The sequence below is a fragment of the Stieleria tagensis genome (assembly GCF_024129865.1).
In the GTDB taxonomy this organism is placed as follows: Bacteria; Planctomycetota; Planctomycetia; order Pirellulales; family Pirellulaceae; genus Stieleria; species Stieleria tagensis.
This window is the reverse complement of sequence record NZ_JAMYFE010000069.1, coordinates 74188-90720: the sequence shown is the minus strand read 5'-3', so window position 1 is coordinate 90720 and position 16533 is coordinate 74188. Positions and strand designations below refer to the sequence as shown.

At 54.9% G+C, this 16533-nt stretch carries 10 protein-coding genes; 6 read left to right on the top strand and 4 right to left on the bottom strand.

Going from position 1 to position 16533, the window contains the following annotated elements:
• Nucleotides 1–32: 32 nt before the first annotated feature.
• Complete coding sequence (locus NHH03_RS17245; RefSeq protein ID WP_253158232.1) at nt 33–1031, bottom strand: hypothetical protein; 999 nt, start codon at nt 1029–1031, stop codon at nt 33–35.
• Between the two features lie 244 nt (nt 1032–1275).
• On the opposite strand from NHH03_RS17245, the gene NHH03_RS17240 reads away from it, so the two are divergent.
• Entirely contained in the window at nt 1276–2439 is a 1164-nt protein-coding gene (locus NHH03_RS17240) for a cytochrome P450 (protein WP_253158231.1), read from the top strand.
• Between the two features lie 41 nt (nt 2440–2480).
• Here the strand turns inward: NHH03_RS17240 and NHH03_RS17235 are convergent, their stop codons facing one another.
• Together NHH03_RS17235 and NHH03_RS17230 are read right to left on the bottom strand one after the other, a co-directional pair.
• Nucleotides 2481–3929 carry a sulfatase family protein gene (locus NHH03_RS17235; protein WP_253158230.1) on the bottom strand — a complete coding sequence of 483 codons (1449 nt, stop codon included), beginning with the start codon at nt 3927–3929 and terminating at the stop codon, nt 2481–2483.
• Between the two features lie 57 nt (nt 3930–3986).
• Complete coding sequence (locus tag NHH03_RS17230) at nt 3987–5315, bottom strand: GDSL-type esterase/lipase family protein (protein WP_253158229.1); 1329 nt, start codon at nt 5313–5315, stop codon at nt 3987–3989.
• 188 nt (nt 5316–5503) lie between these two features.
• On the opposite strand from NHH03_RS17230, the gene NHH03_RS17225 reads away from it, so the two are divergent.
• The 5 genes from NHH03_RS17225 to NHH03_RS17205 all read left to right on the top strand — a co-directional run bounded on the left by NHH03_RS17225 (nt 5504) and on the right by NHH03_RS17205 (nt 15919).
• Nucleotides 5504–6892: a DUF1501 domain-containing protein gene (locus NHH03_RS17225; protein ID WP_253158228.1), complete on the top strand. Its 1389-nt coding sequence runs from the start codon at nt 5504–5506 to the stop codon at nt 6890–6892.
• The gene (locus tag NHH03_RS17220) at nt 6889–8364 is read left to right on the top strand and encodes a DUF1501 domain-containing protein (protein ID WP_253158227.1); all 1476 of its coding nucleotides are present in this window, start codon (nt 6889–6891) and stop codon (nt 8362–8364) included. Before NHH03_RS17225 ends, NHH03_RS17220 begins: the two co-directional genes overlap by 4 nt.
• Before the next feature lie 144 nt (nt 8365–8508).
• Entirely contained in the window at nt 8509–9876 is a 1368-nt protein-coding gene (locus tag NHH03_RS17215; RefSeq protein ID WP_253158226.1) for a DUF1501 domain-containing protein, read from the top strand.
• Between the two features lie 178 nt (nt 9877–10054).
• Entirely contained in the window at nt 10055–14539 is a 4485-nt protein-coding gene (locus NHH03_RS28215) for a DUF1549 domain-containing protein (RefSeq protein WP_253158225.1), read from the top strand.
• A gap of 30 nt (nt 14540–14569) precedes the next feature.
• Nucleotides 14570–15919 (top strand): c-type cytochrome domain-containing protein, encoded by a 1350-nt coding sequence (locus NHH03_RS17205; RefSeq protein WP_253158224.1) that lies wholly within the window; start codon nt 14570–14572, stop codon nt 15917–15919.
• A gap of 5 nt (nt 15920–15924) precedes the next feature.
• Here the strand turns inward: NHH03_RS17205 and NHH03_RS17200 are convergent, their stop codons facing one another.
• Nucleotides 15925–16515, bottom strand: coding sequence for a DUF1501 domain-containing protein (locus tag NHH03_RS17200; protein ID WP_253158223.1), 591 nt, complete (start codon nt 16513–16515; stop codon nt 15925–15927).
• Nucleotides 16516–16533: the final 18 nt, after the last annotated feature.

The window sequence follows — 16533 nt, the reverse complement described above, 5'->3', positions numbered from 1 at the left end:
ACCAGCCAAACGCCTGGAGTTGGCCTGGGCTGCTACCTGGTGGGTGCGGCAGCACGCATTGATTCGATCCGCTCTCGTTGTTGACGACGCTTTGCGTCCTCTTTAAAGAAACTCTCCGCTGCTTCCCTCGCTTCTTCTCGATGTTTGGCAGGAAGCGTCCTGACGATCTTCTCCAGAGTGTCCACTTTCAGTTGTTCGATTGTGTCGTAGTACTCCATTCGAGCCTCTTGAACTTTTTCCCTGAGCTTGGCTTTGTCCTGTTCGTCCATTTCAAAGTCGTCCGCCAATCCGATGATCATGCCGAATTCGTCTCCATAGCTCGATTTCAGCCGTTTCAGTTTGGCTGATTTCGACAGGATTTCAATCTGCTCGGGCGTCAGAATGTCTTGGGCTTCGATCATCAGGTATTCCATCTTTTGATTGTACTGCTCTAAATCAAATCCTCCGCTACCATCGGCAGCGGATTTCATCTGTTCCCGCTGCGCTTCCATGAATTTCCGTTGAGCCTCACGAATCTCAACACGTTGCTCAGCCGTGACCTCCAATTGTTCGGCTAGTTCACGATCGTAGGAAAGACGCTGAAATTCTCGCATCACAGATTGCAGCTTTTGATGTTCCTGCATCTTTTCCCTCGAGAAAGCAGGGGCAGCACTTTGACGTGGTTTGATTTCAAGCTCCGCGAGTTTCTCTCGTTGTCTTTCAGTGAGACCTGCTTCCGCCTCCGTGAAGAACTTTTTTGCCAAGGTGTTATAAGCCTCTGCGTCGAATGGTTTGTCCCTGCGGTTGCCGTACAATTCCCTGGTTGCATCTTGGAAACGTTCGTTGGCGATCAGCATTTTTTTCCGCTGATCTGGAGCAAGCTCCAATTGTTCAGCCATCGTGGTGTCCATGGTCAGCCGTTGGATAATCATCACCCGTTTTGACAACTCCCGAGCCTTTTCGGCATCACCCTTCTCGTCCGTCGCGACTTGCGCGTGGGCACTGATGGAACAGACGGCCAAAACCAGAGCGGCGAAAATTCGAACGGACATGAACAGCCTTTTGGAGTAGGAGTACTGAAACGACGACGCCATTCTAGCTTTCGCCATCAGTGTGCGTGCGGCCGAACAGTGACTGCATTTCCCCCTATCCGCAGCGAACCGCGGGCCCAGAGAACCGGCCCACCGGTTAAAGTGAAAAAAGTCCCAATCGAATTCGGGGACGTTTTGTTGCCTCCAAAATCATGACGCCTGTTCAGCACGATTCGCTGGTGGGCATCCGTCCGAAGGAAACTGTATGAGTGTCCCCAAAACGTTGAGCGTCGATCCGTTTCAAAACGCCCGACGCAATGACGGGGTGATGCAGTGCCCCTTCAATGGCGAGTTGATCACAATGCTATTGCGGCACGCCGATGTCAAATCTGCGGCGGCGGATTGGGAAACATTCAGTTCCGATGCGCCCTTTCGAGTACCGATTCCTCGTGAAGAAGAGGTCCGAACGATGCGGCAGTTGCCGATCGAAACGGACCCTCCGGAACATACGAAATTCCGTGCCCTGACCGAGCCCTTTTTTCGCCGTGCCAAGCAGCCTGAAGTCATCGCAGCGATTGAATCTCTAACGAGACAAAAAGTACTTGAATTGATCGGTCGCCCCGAATGGGAAGCGACCGCTGACTTGGCACTGCCGATTCAATCGGAAGCTTTAACCCATCTGCTAAACGTCCCCGCGACCGAAGCTCGTATTTGGATGGATTGGGGCGTTCACGTTTTCAAGGTGACCAGCGGCACATTCAAGAAAGGAAACGTACTGGAGGAATATCTGCACGAGCGATTTGATCTGGCCCAAGCCAATCCAGGTGATGATTTTTTCAGCGCTTTGGTTACTGCTGACGTTGACGGACGTCCGTTGACGCGTGACGAATGCATGGGGTTTGCAAATCTCGCGTTTGCCGGGGGCCGTGACACGATCATTCATACATTGACTTCCATCGTCGCCTTCTTCGGTTGGAAACCCGAAGCACTCGAATATCTTCGCGAGGATCCACGCCGGATTGTGTTGGCGAGTGAAGAATTTTTTCGTGTCTACATGCCGCTAACCCAAATCGGGCGTGTGTGTCCAACGGGAGCAGAAATTCACGGTGTGACCGTACCGCCGGATCATCGCATCGGGTTGTGCTGGGCGTCGGCCAATCACGATGAAACCGTTTTTGAAAACCCCGAAGAAATTCGCTTGGATCGGCGTCCGAATCCTCATGTGTCGTTTGGTTATCGACAGCATTTGTGTCAAGGTGCGGCGCACGCTCGATTGGTAGTGCGAAGTTTTCTACAGACCTTGGTCGACGAAGTCGCGCGAATCGAAATACTTGAAGCGGTGCCCGGTGTCGAACGCGAAATCGAATATAGTCGCGAAATTGGCTATGACACTTTGAGAGTACGAATGGAATCAATCACCCAAACCTGACCCGGGCTGCGCGGCACAATTGCCCAGCACTTCGGCGATGTTCAACGCTGAAGGAGTTGTGGCTGCACTTTGTCGTCGGGCACTTTTCCCGGCGCTCGCTGACCTTCGCCAATCGCATCACCATCGCCCAAGTCCTTGCGAGCGACCTCCGCGAACTTCATCAACTGTGCGACGACCGCTGGATGATCCGCCGCAACGTTGCGTTTGCATTCGATGTCCTCGACAACATCAAACAGTAAAACTTGCGGCGGATGATTGGCATCAAAGTGCGGATGACGGGTCGGTTTCACGGGCAGGAATAACTTCCAGCGCCCACTGCGAACCGCTTGAAGCTGTCGCTGATCGTAGTAAAAGAATGCGTCATATGGAGTCGCTGGAGTCTGACCCGGTTGTGCATACAACAGGCTGGTGATCACGTGTCCGTCAATCTTGCGTGTGGGTAGCGGAGCGCCAGCCAACTGGGCGAATGTCGGCAGTAGGTCCATCGTCGTCGCGAGTTCATCGCAAACCGTTCCTGCGGCAACATTACCCGGTTGCCAGACGATCGTGGGAACACGAAAGGCACCTTCGGCGGTCGTGTATCCGCGTCCATGCAGGGGACGGTTCGAGCCGCGACTAAGATCATCAAGGTTCGGCATGATCGGCGCACCATTGTCGGATGTCCAGATCACCAACGTGCGCTCGTCGATTCCTAGTTCGACCAGTTGATCCAACAGATATCCCGTCGACCAATCGAGTTCCTCGATGGCATCGCCCCACGGTCCATTGGAACTCTTGCCGCGAAATTCAGGACTGGAAAAGGGCGTTCGAGTGCTCCCTGGCATGGCTTGTGGGAAGTACAGAAAGAACGGCACGTTCTGGTGCTCTTTGATCCATTGTGCCGCGCGAAGCGTGTATCGCTTTGTCAGCGCATTGCGATTGCACGGCGCTTCGATGACCGACTCGTTTTCCATCAGCGGCAGCGGTGGCCACTTCGAACCGTCTTGCCAGACCCGCTGCGTCATATCATCCGAATAGGGAACACCAAAGAACCAATCGAACCCTTGCCGCGTCGGTAAAAAACGCGGTTGGTCGCCCAGATGCCACTTGCCGACGATGCCCGTGGCATAACCGCGTTGTTTCAGCACTTCCGCGATGGTGACTTCTTCCGGATTGAGACCGTACGGTGAAAGCGGGCGCAAGACCCAACCGTCACGCGGATTGAAGTGCATGCCGACCCGCTGCGAATAGCACCCGGTCATCAGGGAGGATCGCGAGGGAGTGCAAACGCCTGCCGTCACATAGAAATGGGTGAACTTTCGACCTTCTCGAGCCATCCGGTTGAGATTGGGGGTGCGATGCAATGTCGAACCAAAAGGCTCGATGTCCCCATAGCCCAAATTGTCACAAAAGATGACGATAAAGTTTGTTGGTTGGGGCGGCTCCCTGGCGAAACCACTGCAACAGCTGAGCACGCTCAAACAAACTGAAGAAAATAGCAAATGGTGCATTTTCGCTTCCGAGTAAGGTGAGTTGCAGTATCGCCACATCGCAAGGCAAACAAGAATCTACTTTGATTCGTTGGGAATCATCTGGCCCAGAATCAGCAACGATCCGGCGTACCAAGTGTGTGCAGTATATTTGTCGCTGTGTTGATCAAAGTCGATACGATTGCGTTCAAACAGGATGTTTCGCTTGTCTAATTGTTCAGGAGTCAGGATGACACGAACGGTGTGACGTTGATTCGGCATCTCGGTTGCCACAGCCAGTTTGCTGATCCGATGGTAAGTGCAGTACCCGTCGATTCGATTGCGTGTTCTGGGAGCACCACCGTCTAACTCCACCGACACCTGGCCTCCATCTGGGCCGACTAAATCGAATACGGCAGCGGTCGTGCCCTCGAATGTAAATTCGAGAGCTGCTCCCGGGGCCATTGCCTGATAAAGTTCTGGCAGATTGCGGCTGAATCGCTTCGCCAGGGAATGATCTGCGGGCAGTCGCTGCCAATCTCCAATCAACATATCGGGAGCAATTGCAATCTGCCTTGCCAGTTCCCAGTGATCCGCTCGCAACGGTTCCGGTACTTCGTGGGCCTGCGGTTCTCCACTGGCATCCAGAATCGCCGGCCATGAGCGAGCGATTGCCTGAGTGTAAATCTGGTGGCCCGTTTCAACGTGAGGGTGCACCCCATCAGTCGAAAAGACCATCGGCGTGAAATCCTGGATGTTGTCTGGTTTCGCCGCTTGAAACACTAACTTTCCGGCCTTTTCGAGCTCGGCAACCTTGACGCCAAAATGGATCGACGGAATGCCGTAATGGTCGGCCACTTCTTCCATCGCGCTCGCAGAACGCTGCATCCTCCCTGCGCGCAAATCGCCCATCACCGGCTCGCTGACGGTGTAAACGAAGCAGATGTCAAGGCTTGAATCAGCACGCCACGCCTGCCGCACAATTCCTTCCATCGCTTTTTGAATCTGTGCGGGGGCCGCGCCGCCATCGTTCACCGCGAACTCCACAAACAGAAGATCAGGCTGATGTCGCAGTACATCGTTCTGAAGTCGGAAAACTCCGAGATCGGAACCAGTGCCTCCGATGGCCGCTGGAATTTCATGGACAGTGACATCGGGAGACTGCAGCTGGAACCATTGCCGCGACTGAACCCGCCAACCGGGAGCTGCAGTGATGCTGCCGCCAAGATACGCGATCTTGACATCGTTTTTTTCGAGCAGCTTTGCCGAAAAATTGGGCACGCCACCACGCGGGTTGCATTCAACGGCATCTCGAAGCGGATAGTCGCCCTGAGAGATCGCAGGGACTTCGAAGAGAAGTAGGAGCAATGAGAACGCAACGCCAATCACAACGTTGATGTGTCCAATGGAATGTGGGTGTCGATTCATAGTGCTTGTTGTTGAGTGGACGATGGCGTCAGCAGTTCGGCGTCGAAGGTGAGCATACTCGCCAAAAAAGGGCAGGAAAATAGACGGTTGGTATCCGCCCACGTCACTGGTGTAGGTTTCGTGTAGAATAAGCGTCCCGCCTGTGAATGCCTGCCCGCCTAAAAACCTGCCCTACTGGGTCATCGCCCATGCTTAAGCCTCTCTATGGATTGGATCGCCGAGGTTTGCTGCGCGCCGCTGCGGCGGGTGTCGTCGGAGCCTCGCTGCCCAAAGGAATTTCGCTGGCCGGTGAGCCAATGTCCGCAAAGCCAGTTGGTTTTGGGAAAGCCAAGTCGGTGCTGATCGTGCTGCTAAGTGGTGGTCCAAGCCAGCTTGATACTCTCGATCCCAAGCCAGATGCACCGGCGGAAGTTCGCGGTGAGTTTACGCCAATCTCAACCACGATTCCCGGCGTGGCGGTTTGCGAGCACTTGCCGAAACTTGCCCAACAGACAGATCGATGGGCCATCGTGCGTACGCTCGCGCATCGCGAACACAATCATTTACTGGCGACGCATGTGGCCCTGACGGGTCGCCCCACGCCCCTGCCACGCGGTGGATCCGATTTAGATCGCGTCGAAACACGTAGCGATTTTCCTAATTATGCCTCAGCCTTGGATTTCATTCGCCCGCGCGGCGATGGCATGCCTACGGGTGTCTCGTTACCGAACTATTTGATCGAAGGTCCATTAACTTGGCCCGGTCAGCATTCAGGTTTTCTGGGCGCGAAACATGACCCCTGGCAAATCAATGGCGACCCGAATGACAAAGATTTTCGGATGCAAGCGCTCACGATGCGAGACGGAATCTCGACGGGGCGACTCCAATCGCGACGACAATTACTCGATGAAATGAACAGTGGTCGCAGCAGGTTGACCGGTGTAGAAACAGAATCTCTCCGCGACCAACAAGCCCTTGCCTTTGGCTTGCTCACTTCCGGCAAATTGACGCAAGCGTTTGAGATCAATCGCGAGTCTGAGGAAACACGAGATCGTTATGGTCGCAACAAGTTCGGTCAATCATTGCTGTTGTCTAAACGCATGATCGAAGCTGGCGTCCCCGTTGTCCAGGCAACGATGGGGATCGTGCAAACCTGGGACACGCACGTCGACAACTGGGGAAAACTCAAGAACACGCTGCTTCCACAACTCGATCAAGGATTGGCGGCGCTCACGGATGACTTAATGGGGACCGGTTTGCTGGATGACACACTGTTGATCGTGATGGGTGAATTTGGACGGACTCCAAAAGTCACCACGTTGCCCGGCCAAACCATTCCTGGCCGCGACCATTGGGCACACGCCTATTCCGGATTGTTTGCCGGAGCAGGAATCATGGGCGGCCAAGTGATCGGCCAGACGGACGCCCAAGCGGCTTACCCGGTGACGAATTCGTGGTCACCAGCCGATCTTTGCAGCACGATCTTCAATGCACTTGGTGTTGATTCGGGTGCGACCTTGAATGATCCGCTCGATCGTCCCCACAGTCTACTCAACGGCAACGTCATCTCGAATCTGTACACGGGAGCGTCGGCATGAGTGATCAGCCCGCTGACAAATCGCGATCCGCATGGCAACACTCCAGGTGTTCGCGTCGTGACGCGTTGCAAGCCGGCGCGATTGGCATTCTCGGACTCGGGATGAATCATCTGGTTGGGTTGCGCCAAGCGACTGCGTCGGAGGGCAGTCAGCCCAGTGGTAAAGCCAAATCGTGCATCTTCATTTTTCTTTCCGGCGGACTGTCACAGCACGACAGTTTCGATATGAAGCCGGATGCACCGGACAACATCCGCGGTGAATTCCGGCCTCGCGCGACGAGGACTCCCGGGCTGCAAATTTGCGAACATTTGCCGAAACTCGCTGAACGAAGCAACTTGTGGTCGCTGTGCCGTTCGCTAACGCACAGCTCCAACGAACATTCCGCCGCCCATCACATCATGCTGACGGGGCATTCCGAATTGCCGACGGGATTCAGTCCGAACAATCCTAGTCGATCCGATCGTGCGTCGATTGCTGCGGTAACCGGTTACGCGATGCGGGAGAAACAGCAAAACAATTTGCCGACAGCAGTCGTTCTTCCCGAGCGACTCGTGCACAGCAGCGGACGCGTGATCCCTGGTCAACATGCCGGTGCGATGGGGGCACAATATGACCCGTGGATGATCGAAGCTTCGCCGTTCCACAACACCTCCTATGGCGCGTTTCCGAAGTTCGCGTTCGATCATCAAGATCGCGGCAAGCCGGACGGTCGCCTGTTTCAAGCACCTCAGCTTTCTTTGCCAGACGGACTCGGCATGCAGGCCATCAACGGCCGACTGGCGCTGTTGGAATCACTGAATCGCCAGCGTGAGAATCTCGCGTCGTACGCTCAAGTCGAAAATTTCGATCGACTGCGGCAGGGAGCTGTATCCTTGTTGACCGAATCCTCGGTGCACCAGGCACTGGACGTAACGAACGCGGACGAAAAGCACCTTGATCGTTACGGGCACAACTCGTTCGGCTGGTCGCTGCTGATGGCGCGGCGATTGGTCGGCTCAGGAGTCAGCCTGGTACAGGTAAATCTAGGCAACGATGAAACGTGGGATACACACGGCAATGCGTTTCCTCACTTGAAGAACAACTTATTTCCGCCAACCGACCAAGCCCTCTCGGCATTGCTCGACGATTTGCATTCGACTGGCGAATTGGATGAGACACTGATCGTGGTGGCCGGAGAATTCGGTCGTACACCGCAAATCACACTGCTTGAGAAACACTACCAACTGCCAGGCCGCGATCACTGGGGCGCCGTCCAATCGGTGTTGTTTGCCGGCGGAGGAATCCACGGTGGAAACGTGGTTGGCAAATCCGACGCACACGGTGCGTATCCGGACGAGCAACCCGTCAAGCCGGAAAATTTCGCAGCCACCATCTACGACGCGCTGGGAATCCCAGCCACCGCAGCTTGGCATGACGCAGAAAATCGACCTCACCACATTTATCACGGCGAACCCATCGCCGGTTTGATTTAGCAAACGATCGTCGAATACCAATAAAACAACGCTTGTTGGCGCTGTCCCGCTAGAGTCCCTCCGTTTAATCCCACCCAATCAACCATGCCAGTTCGTGATACGAGCAAGCCATCGGGCTGCCGCGAATTTCGACGATCCAGTCGCATGAGCCGCCGGCAAGTGTTGCAGGCGGGCTCCCTTTCGGCGCTCGGGCTTGGCTGGGGTGATCTCCAATCGCGATTGGCCGTCGCACAAGAACTCGCACGAGAAAACGGACAGAGCTTGCCCAAGAAGCGTGCCAAGGCATGCATTTTTTTATTCATGTGGGGCGGTCCCAGCCAGCTTGATACGTTCGACATGAAACCCGATGCGGCGACGGAGGTTCGCGGCAATTTCAATCCGATCTCAACCAAGGTTCCCGGCACTCACATCTGCGAGCACTTCACTGGGCTCGCATCGATCACAGACAAGCTAGCGATCATTCGCTCTCTGACGCACGACGATCCCGCTCATTTATCGAGTGGTCATGCGACTCTCACTGGCCAGCTCGCGCCGGTGCTCAAGAGCGATGCCGATCCACCAAGTGCGAAGGACTCTCCCCATTTGGGCGCACTGGTATCAAAGCTTCGCCCCACCACCAATGGCTTGCCCTCTTTTGTTGCGATGCCCTGGAAAGCGTTTCATCCTGCCGCACCAGGTGGTGAAGCTCCCGGACAGCACGGTGGCTGGCTGGGATCCGCCTACGACGGCATGTTGCTCGACGGCGATCTGAATGATCCAAACTGGCACCCGCAAGGACTTTCCCTGCCAGCTGACATTGGTATCGGCCGATTGGAATCGCGAGTGGAACTGTTGAAAACGCTGGATGCCCAGCGTGCGGCGTTACATCGCTCGCTCGGCGCGGCATCTTACGGGAACCACCAATCGCGGGCGATGGAGATGATCGGATCGGGCAACGTGCGGTCGGCGTTTGATTTAACTCAAGAAAGCGATGCGACACGCGAACGTTACGGTCGCAACGTTCACGGTCAATGTGTCTTGATGGCTCGGCGATTGGTCGAGCATGGAGTGCCGTTGATCTCAGTGAATTGGCACAACGACGGAAAGAATTTCTGGGACACGCATGGAGACAATTTCAATCGTTTGAAGAACGACTTGATTCCGCCGGCCGACAGAGCATTGTCGGCACTTTTGACGGATCTAGAAGATCGCGGTTTGTTGGACGAGACCATTGTTGCCTGGGTCGGTGAGTTCGGCCGCAAGCCACAGATTACCGCGAACAATGCCGGGCGAGAACATTGGCCGTTCTGTTACAGCGGGATCTTAGCGGGCGGCGGGATCCGGCCCGGCATGGTTTATGGATCAAGTGACAAACATGCTGCCTACCCCGCGTCGGATCCAGTCACACCACAAGATTTTGCCACCACTATCCTGCATGCGATGGGACTGCCGACACAAACCGCTCTGCTGGATCGAGAAGAGCGACCACACCGAATCACTTCAGGGAGAGTTTTGCATGAACTACTCGTGTGACGACGTCCGGAAAATCACGGGCACCTCTCCTTCCAACCGAATGGAATCCATGCGAAATCAAACACTCACGATCTGCTGTGCAAGCCTCGCGTGGTTGTGTTTATCGCTTCACGTTACTGCCCAGACGATCACCACGGTCCAGCCGCGAACCTGTAAGCCGGGACAAACAATCCAGTTGGTGATTCAAGGAACCGACTTGAATGACTCGCTACGGTTAACGTCGAGTGATCTGTCCGCGGACTGGAAGATTTCAAACATTGAGCCGACTCAAGCCACGGTTGCGTTGACTTTATCCGAGGACGCACCCCTTGGACCAATGAGTCTTTGGCTGGCGACAGCCACGGGTGCTGTCAAACCGCACACCTTGTTTGTCGATGATTTGGATGCGGTCGATGACAGTGGCAACAATCATTCGCTCGCTACTGCACAGCAGCTCTCATCGCAATCAACGGTCGAGGGTGTTTGCGATGCATCGGCCAGCGATTTCTATCGAATCCACGTGACTGGAGGGCAGCGAATTGCTGTCGAAGTCCATACTCAACAACTTCGCTCGGCAATGGACCCGGTGCTTCGTCTGCTGAATGCTGCCGGAGAGACGCTGGTTCAAGTCGACGACACTTCGGTCGGCCCCGATTGTCGGTTCAGCTATGAATTTGCCGAGGAAGGTGACTACTGGATCGAGATTCACGATAGCCGCAACTCGGCCGGCGGCGCACTCTATCAATTGCGAATCGGGGATTTCCCGATCATCGATCAAAGTTATCCGCTGGCTACGCGCAGCGGCGAAACGACAGAGATCTCCTTCACTGGACCGGATGCAGAACATTTGCCTGCACGCGAGATCCAAGTTCCCGCAGAAGATCGAGGTACCATTCACGTTCAAGCTCGATTCGACAATGGAAAATCATCCAGCTGGGTACCGCTCTATCACAGCCCGGCTCCGCAAATCGCTGAGACAGCATCGAACGACTGTTTGACGTTACCGATTGGCATCAACGGTCGGTTGCAGCAACCGGGAGAAGTCGACAGCTATCTCATCCGCGGTGCCAAAGGGCAAGTCGCTCGCTTCGCGGCGAAAACGCGAAGCCTCGGTAGTCCCTCACTCTTACAGATGCAGTTATTCGATGCTGCGGGGGCCAAGATCGCCGAGACGAAAGTCACCGACGCTGACGAGTGGAGCTTCGACGCCACTTTTTCCGACGACGGTGACTATCGATTGGAAGTGACTGATTTATTGAAACGCGGAGGCAATCGATTCAGTTACTACATTCAGTGCGCTCTGTCTGGGACATTCACTGTCGCACTCAAAGCAGACGCAAGCGCTCGGGAAGAATTCATGATTGAACCCGGGCACGGCGCATGTGCTCTGGATCTGCAAATCTCGCGGTTTGGCTACGACGGCGAGATCGACCTCGCACTGACCAACCCTGAATCAGGAGTGCGAATCTTGAATCCGCGCATCCCCGCAAAGGTCGTCGCAGCAAAGATCTACCTGACTGCAAACGAGAGTTGGACGACGGATAGCCTGGACGCTCTGCGAATCAGTGCGACCTCTGTCGACAACCCCGAACAAGGCTGTTTCGTAGATAGTCATGCCCTGAGACGCGTCAAGGAACCATTCGTGCTTGCTCCTACGGCACGGGCAGATGGGACGATTGTACTCGCCGCCACAACGACAACGGCTGCGCCGTTTACGATGGAACCAACAGCCCCCGTGCAGTTTGCTCGTCCGGTGCGTTCCCATTCGGCTGTACTGACGCCCAAACGACTTCAAGACAAGTTCAAAACGGGCGTCGATGTGTTGCCAAGTTCACTGCCGGTCGGCTGGAACGCCAGCACAAAAGTGGACAAGGAAACGCACACGCTAACCCTGACCCGTAGCGAACAAGCCACCGGGGAACCGGAGCATTTGCCCCTGCTGGTGTACGGTGATTTCAATGGCCATGGTCGCATCGAAACGTACCACTTGCCCATCCAGTGGATTGATCCCGTTCGCGTCACAACAAACTTCGCTGAACCGTTTGTTCGCGGCGGGCGCGTTCGCACGGAAGTGCATCTACATCGTGAGGGAAGTGATCCGCAGCCCGTGGTGATCACGTTGGCGAGTTTGCCCTCCGGCATCACAGGTCCAGAATCAATCACTATTGCCGCTGATCAAACCCAAGCAGAATTCGAATTGCAAATCGCTGGTGACGCGGATCTTGATGTGGATCACGAGCTAGCGCTCAGCGCATCCAGCAAATTTACAGGGCAGGATTTTACTGTCACCTCGAAACATCCATTGCCCACACTTGCCGACAATCCGGCGAATTTGGTCGTTTACCCGAGCGAAATCATATTCACCGACTCTCGGAGCAGACAACAACTGGCGGTCACGGGGACCAACCGACAAGGCTTGCCACATGACTGGTCTCGTCATGCACGCCTCACTTCATCCAATCCACAAATTGCCGAAGTGCGTGACGGAGTCGTTTATCCGATCGCCGATGGAGAAACGGAGGTGATTGTCGAAATTGGCAGCAATCGACATGTGATTCCGACGCGTGTTTCGAACATGGCGACGCCGCGCAAGATCGAATTCGAATCCGAAGTATTGGTCGCGCTGTCCAAACAGGGATGTAACTCCGGGGCCTGTCATGGATCGCCCAGCGGAAAAGGAGGCTTTCGGTTGTCGCTGCGCGCTTTTGACATGAAACTTGATCAGCTGACATTGATCCGTGAAGACTTTGGCCGTCGCACGAACCCGATTGATCCCGAACAGAGTCTACTTCTGCTCAAGCCGTTGATGAAAGTGGCGCATGGTGGTGGCAAGCAGTTGCACACCGACGACGCCGCCTACAAGATCCTGCGTGATTGGATTGCCAGCGGCGCCACGGCAGACCCAGTGGACTCCGCACGCATCACCAAACTGGAAGTCTATCCGAGTCAAAAGCAGATATTGGCTGTGAAGGACGGCGGTCAGCAACTCGCAGTCACTGCACATTTTGCCGATGGTCGTCAACGCGATGTGACTCATCTCGTCGCCTACGAAACTTCCGACTCGTCCGTTGCTACGGTTGACGTCAACGGATTCGTGACGCCACACGCGCGTGGTGAAGTTGCGATCTTGGTACGGTTGCTGGAGTACATCGAATCCGTGCCGCTAATGTTCGTCGAGAATTCGGATGACTTTGAATGGAAGTCTCCGCAGCCGAATAATTACATTGACGAACTTGTGAATGCCAAACTGCAACAGCTGCAATACTTGCCTGCAGACACCTGCAGCGACGATGAATTTTTGCGACGGGTCAGTTTGGACCTACTGGGCATTCTGCCGACCATTGATGAAACGACCGCATTCTTGGCCGATACCGGTGAAGACAAACGCGAACGACTCGTTGACGCACTCCTTCAGCGAGAAGAGTACGCCAAATTCTGGGCGTTGAAGTGGGGCGACTTGCTAAAGATGACCAGCAAGTTGGTCGGTGACGAAGGAGTCTATAAATATCACCGCTGGGTCGAACAGTCGTTGCATGAAAACATGCCGTACGACGAATTCGCCAAGCAGCTACTCACGGGAGCCGGTAGCACATTGGCAAATCCGCCTGCGAATTTTTATCGCACGTCCACCGACATGAACGAATGTGTGGAAACGATCTCCCAAGTCTTTCTGGGTGCGAGACTGCAGTGCGCAAAATGCCACAACCATCCGTTCGAGCGTTGGACTCAGGACAACTACTACGGGCTTGGTGCCTTTTTCAATCGCGTGCAACGACGCAACACCGAGCGTCCCGGCGAGATGTTCGTCTACACCAGCTTCACTGGTGACGTGACACAACCGAGGACCGGTCAAATCATGGCCCCATGGTTACCCCAGGTCGGCAGTATCGAATCGCCCAACGATACCGACCGTCGCACAGCGTTTGCAGAGTGGTTGGTGAATCCGGACAATCCGTACTTCGCCAGGATCGAAGCCAATCGCATTTGGAGCCAGTTATTCGAGCGCGGCATTGTCGACCCAATTGACGATTTCCGCGACTCGAATCCTCCGTCGAACGCAACGTTGTTGGACGCCCTGGCAAAAGACTTCGTTGAGAGTGGTTACGACCGAAAACGCTTGTTGCGAGTCATCTTAAATAGCCGGACGTATCAAGCAAGTTACCAAACGACGGAGTACAACCAGGACGACTCCAAATATTTTTCGCACCAAGCACCTCGCTTGCTGGGAGCGGAACAGTTGCTCGATGCGATCAATCGCACGTTAGAACTCGAGCAAAAATTCGGCAGTCTCCCTGCGGGAACGCTGGCGACACAGTTGCCCGCACCGGATGTCGTAAAAATCGATTTCCTGAAAGTGTTTGGGCAACCTGAGCGAAGCACCGTTTGTGCCTGCGAACGAGCCGACGATTCCACATTGGGCATGGCCATCGAGTTGTTCAATGGGCCCATGATCCATGAAAAGCTACGAGCGGCCAACAATCGTTTTCGCAAGTCTTTGGCAACAGGGAAGGGCGTCGAAGAGGTGGTTAGCGAAATTTACTTGGCAGCGGTTTGCCGTCCGCCGTCCGAGATCGAGTTGAAGGCCGCACTTGAGCATTGCAGTAAGAATCCAGATCCCGTCGTCGGAGTTGAGGATGTTTGCTGGGCGTTGTTCAATACTGACGAATTTCTGTTTCAACACTAGTTGTTGGTTCATCGAACACCGATCTGATTTATGAAACGAATCTACATTTTTGCTGCGATCGCATTTTGCTTTTTTGGCAATCTGTCATTGGGCGACGACACGACGGCCGTTAGCTATCGCAGCGACATCGCTCCGATACTGCTTGACAGCTGCCTTGCCTGTCACGGACCCAAGAAAGCGGAGGGCGGCTATCGTGTCGACACTTACGATGAGTTACTAAAAGCAGGTGACTCGGGGGAATTGCCGATCGCAGCTTCGCCGGATCAAGTCAGCGAGTTTCTTCGCCGCATCACCAGCGATGACGAATCGGAACGAATGCCGGCTGAGAATGAAGCTCTTGCGCCAGAACAGATCGAATTGATCAAAAAGTGGATCGCTGCGGGAGCAAAATTCGATGGCGAAAACCCCGGCCAGTCGCTCGCCCTTGTTATCCCACCGGCCCGGTACGCTGATCCGCCAGAAGTCTACGGCCAAGCGATTCCGATCACGGCGGCCACGTTCTCGCCCGACGGAAAACAGATTGTCACCAGCGGCTACCATGAGCTGGTGATCTGGAATACCGAGGACGCGAAACTCGTTCGGCGGATCAAGAATGTCGGGCAACGCGTTTTCGCCCTGGCGTTCTCATCGGACGGGCAAACATTGGCCGTCGGTTGCGGACAACCTGGGCGAAGTGGAGAGGTGCGATTAATTGATTTCAACGCGGGCGACGTCACGAGTGTCATCGCACGAACAAGCGATGTCGTCCTGGACCTCGCGTATCGGCCTGGCACGAATGAATTAGCCATCGCGTCGGCCGACAGTACGATTCGCATTGTCAATCTTGATAATCTACAGGAATCACGAACGATCGCGAGTCATGCGGATTGGGTTACCGCCGTTGCCTGGAGTGACGATGGCACACGACTCGCCTCCGCCAGTCGGGATAAGTCGACAAAGGTGTACGACGGAGCAACCGGTGATTTACTGTCGAGCTACCTGGGGCATGGAGCCGCAGTACGAGGTGTTTCCATACTCGCCGACAACAAGCAGGTCGTTTCCGTTGGCGCTGACAACAAGCTGCATCGCTGGAACGTCGAAGGTGCCGCGAAAGTTGTGGAAGTCGGCGTTGGCGGCGAGGGGCACAAACTGACCCGCAACGGCACCAATCTTTTCGTGCCCTGTTCCGATAACCGACTGCTGCGAATCGACTTAACGACCAACAAAATTGCACAAGAATACATGGGGCACGGCGATTGGGTGCTGACCGCATGTTACCAGCCGACAACAGCGGGTGGTGACGACAGTCATTACGTTGCGAGCGGTTCTTTTGACGGCGAAGTTCGGATCTGGAATGTCGCTGACGCCGCAATCGTGCGCCAATGGATTGCCAAACCGTAGCGGACTTAGCCAAACAGCTCTTTGATTGGCCGGCCTTCTTCAAGCAGATTGTAGGGACGTCCTTGAGAGTCTTGCGCTCTGAGATCGTCCACGCCGGCCGCATGGTAAACCGTCTTGGCGATATCTGCGGGTGTCAGTGGATGATCAGATGGGTGCTCACCCAATCGATCGCTAGATCCATAGGTCTGGCCGCCTTGGATTCCGCCGCCGGCCATCAGTACGCCTTGGCAATGCGTCCAGTGGTCCCGACCAGCGCCACCGACGCCGCCAGATCGCGGATCACCGATTTTCGGCGTACGTCCCATTTCACTATTCACAACCAACAAGGTTTGATCCAACAGATCACGTGGCTCGAGGCCCTGGATGAGCGCAGAGAACGCACATGGAGGGAATCGTTTGCGATAAAGGGGATCTCGATTACAGGCGAATGTTCGATTATTTGAGCGACCAATCGATTGATCCCCACATCGTGCTGTAACAGGTGTCGAGGACAGGTAGAGAGCTTTCGCATGAGAGATCCAAGAATGACCATCGACCACACTGTTGAGAGCTCTTTGTTCAGGCTCGGTTTTCTTTTGGGCGATGAGGTATGCCATGGTGCTTGATCATATGAA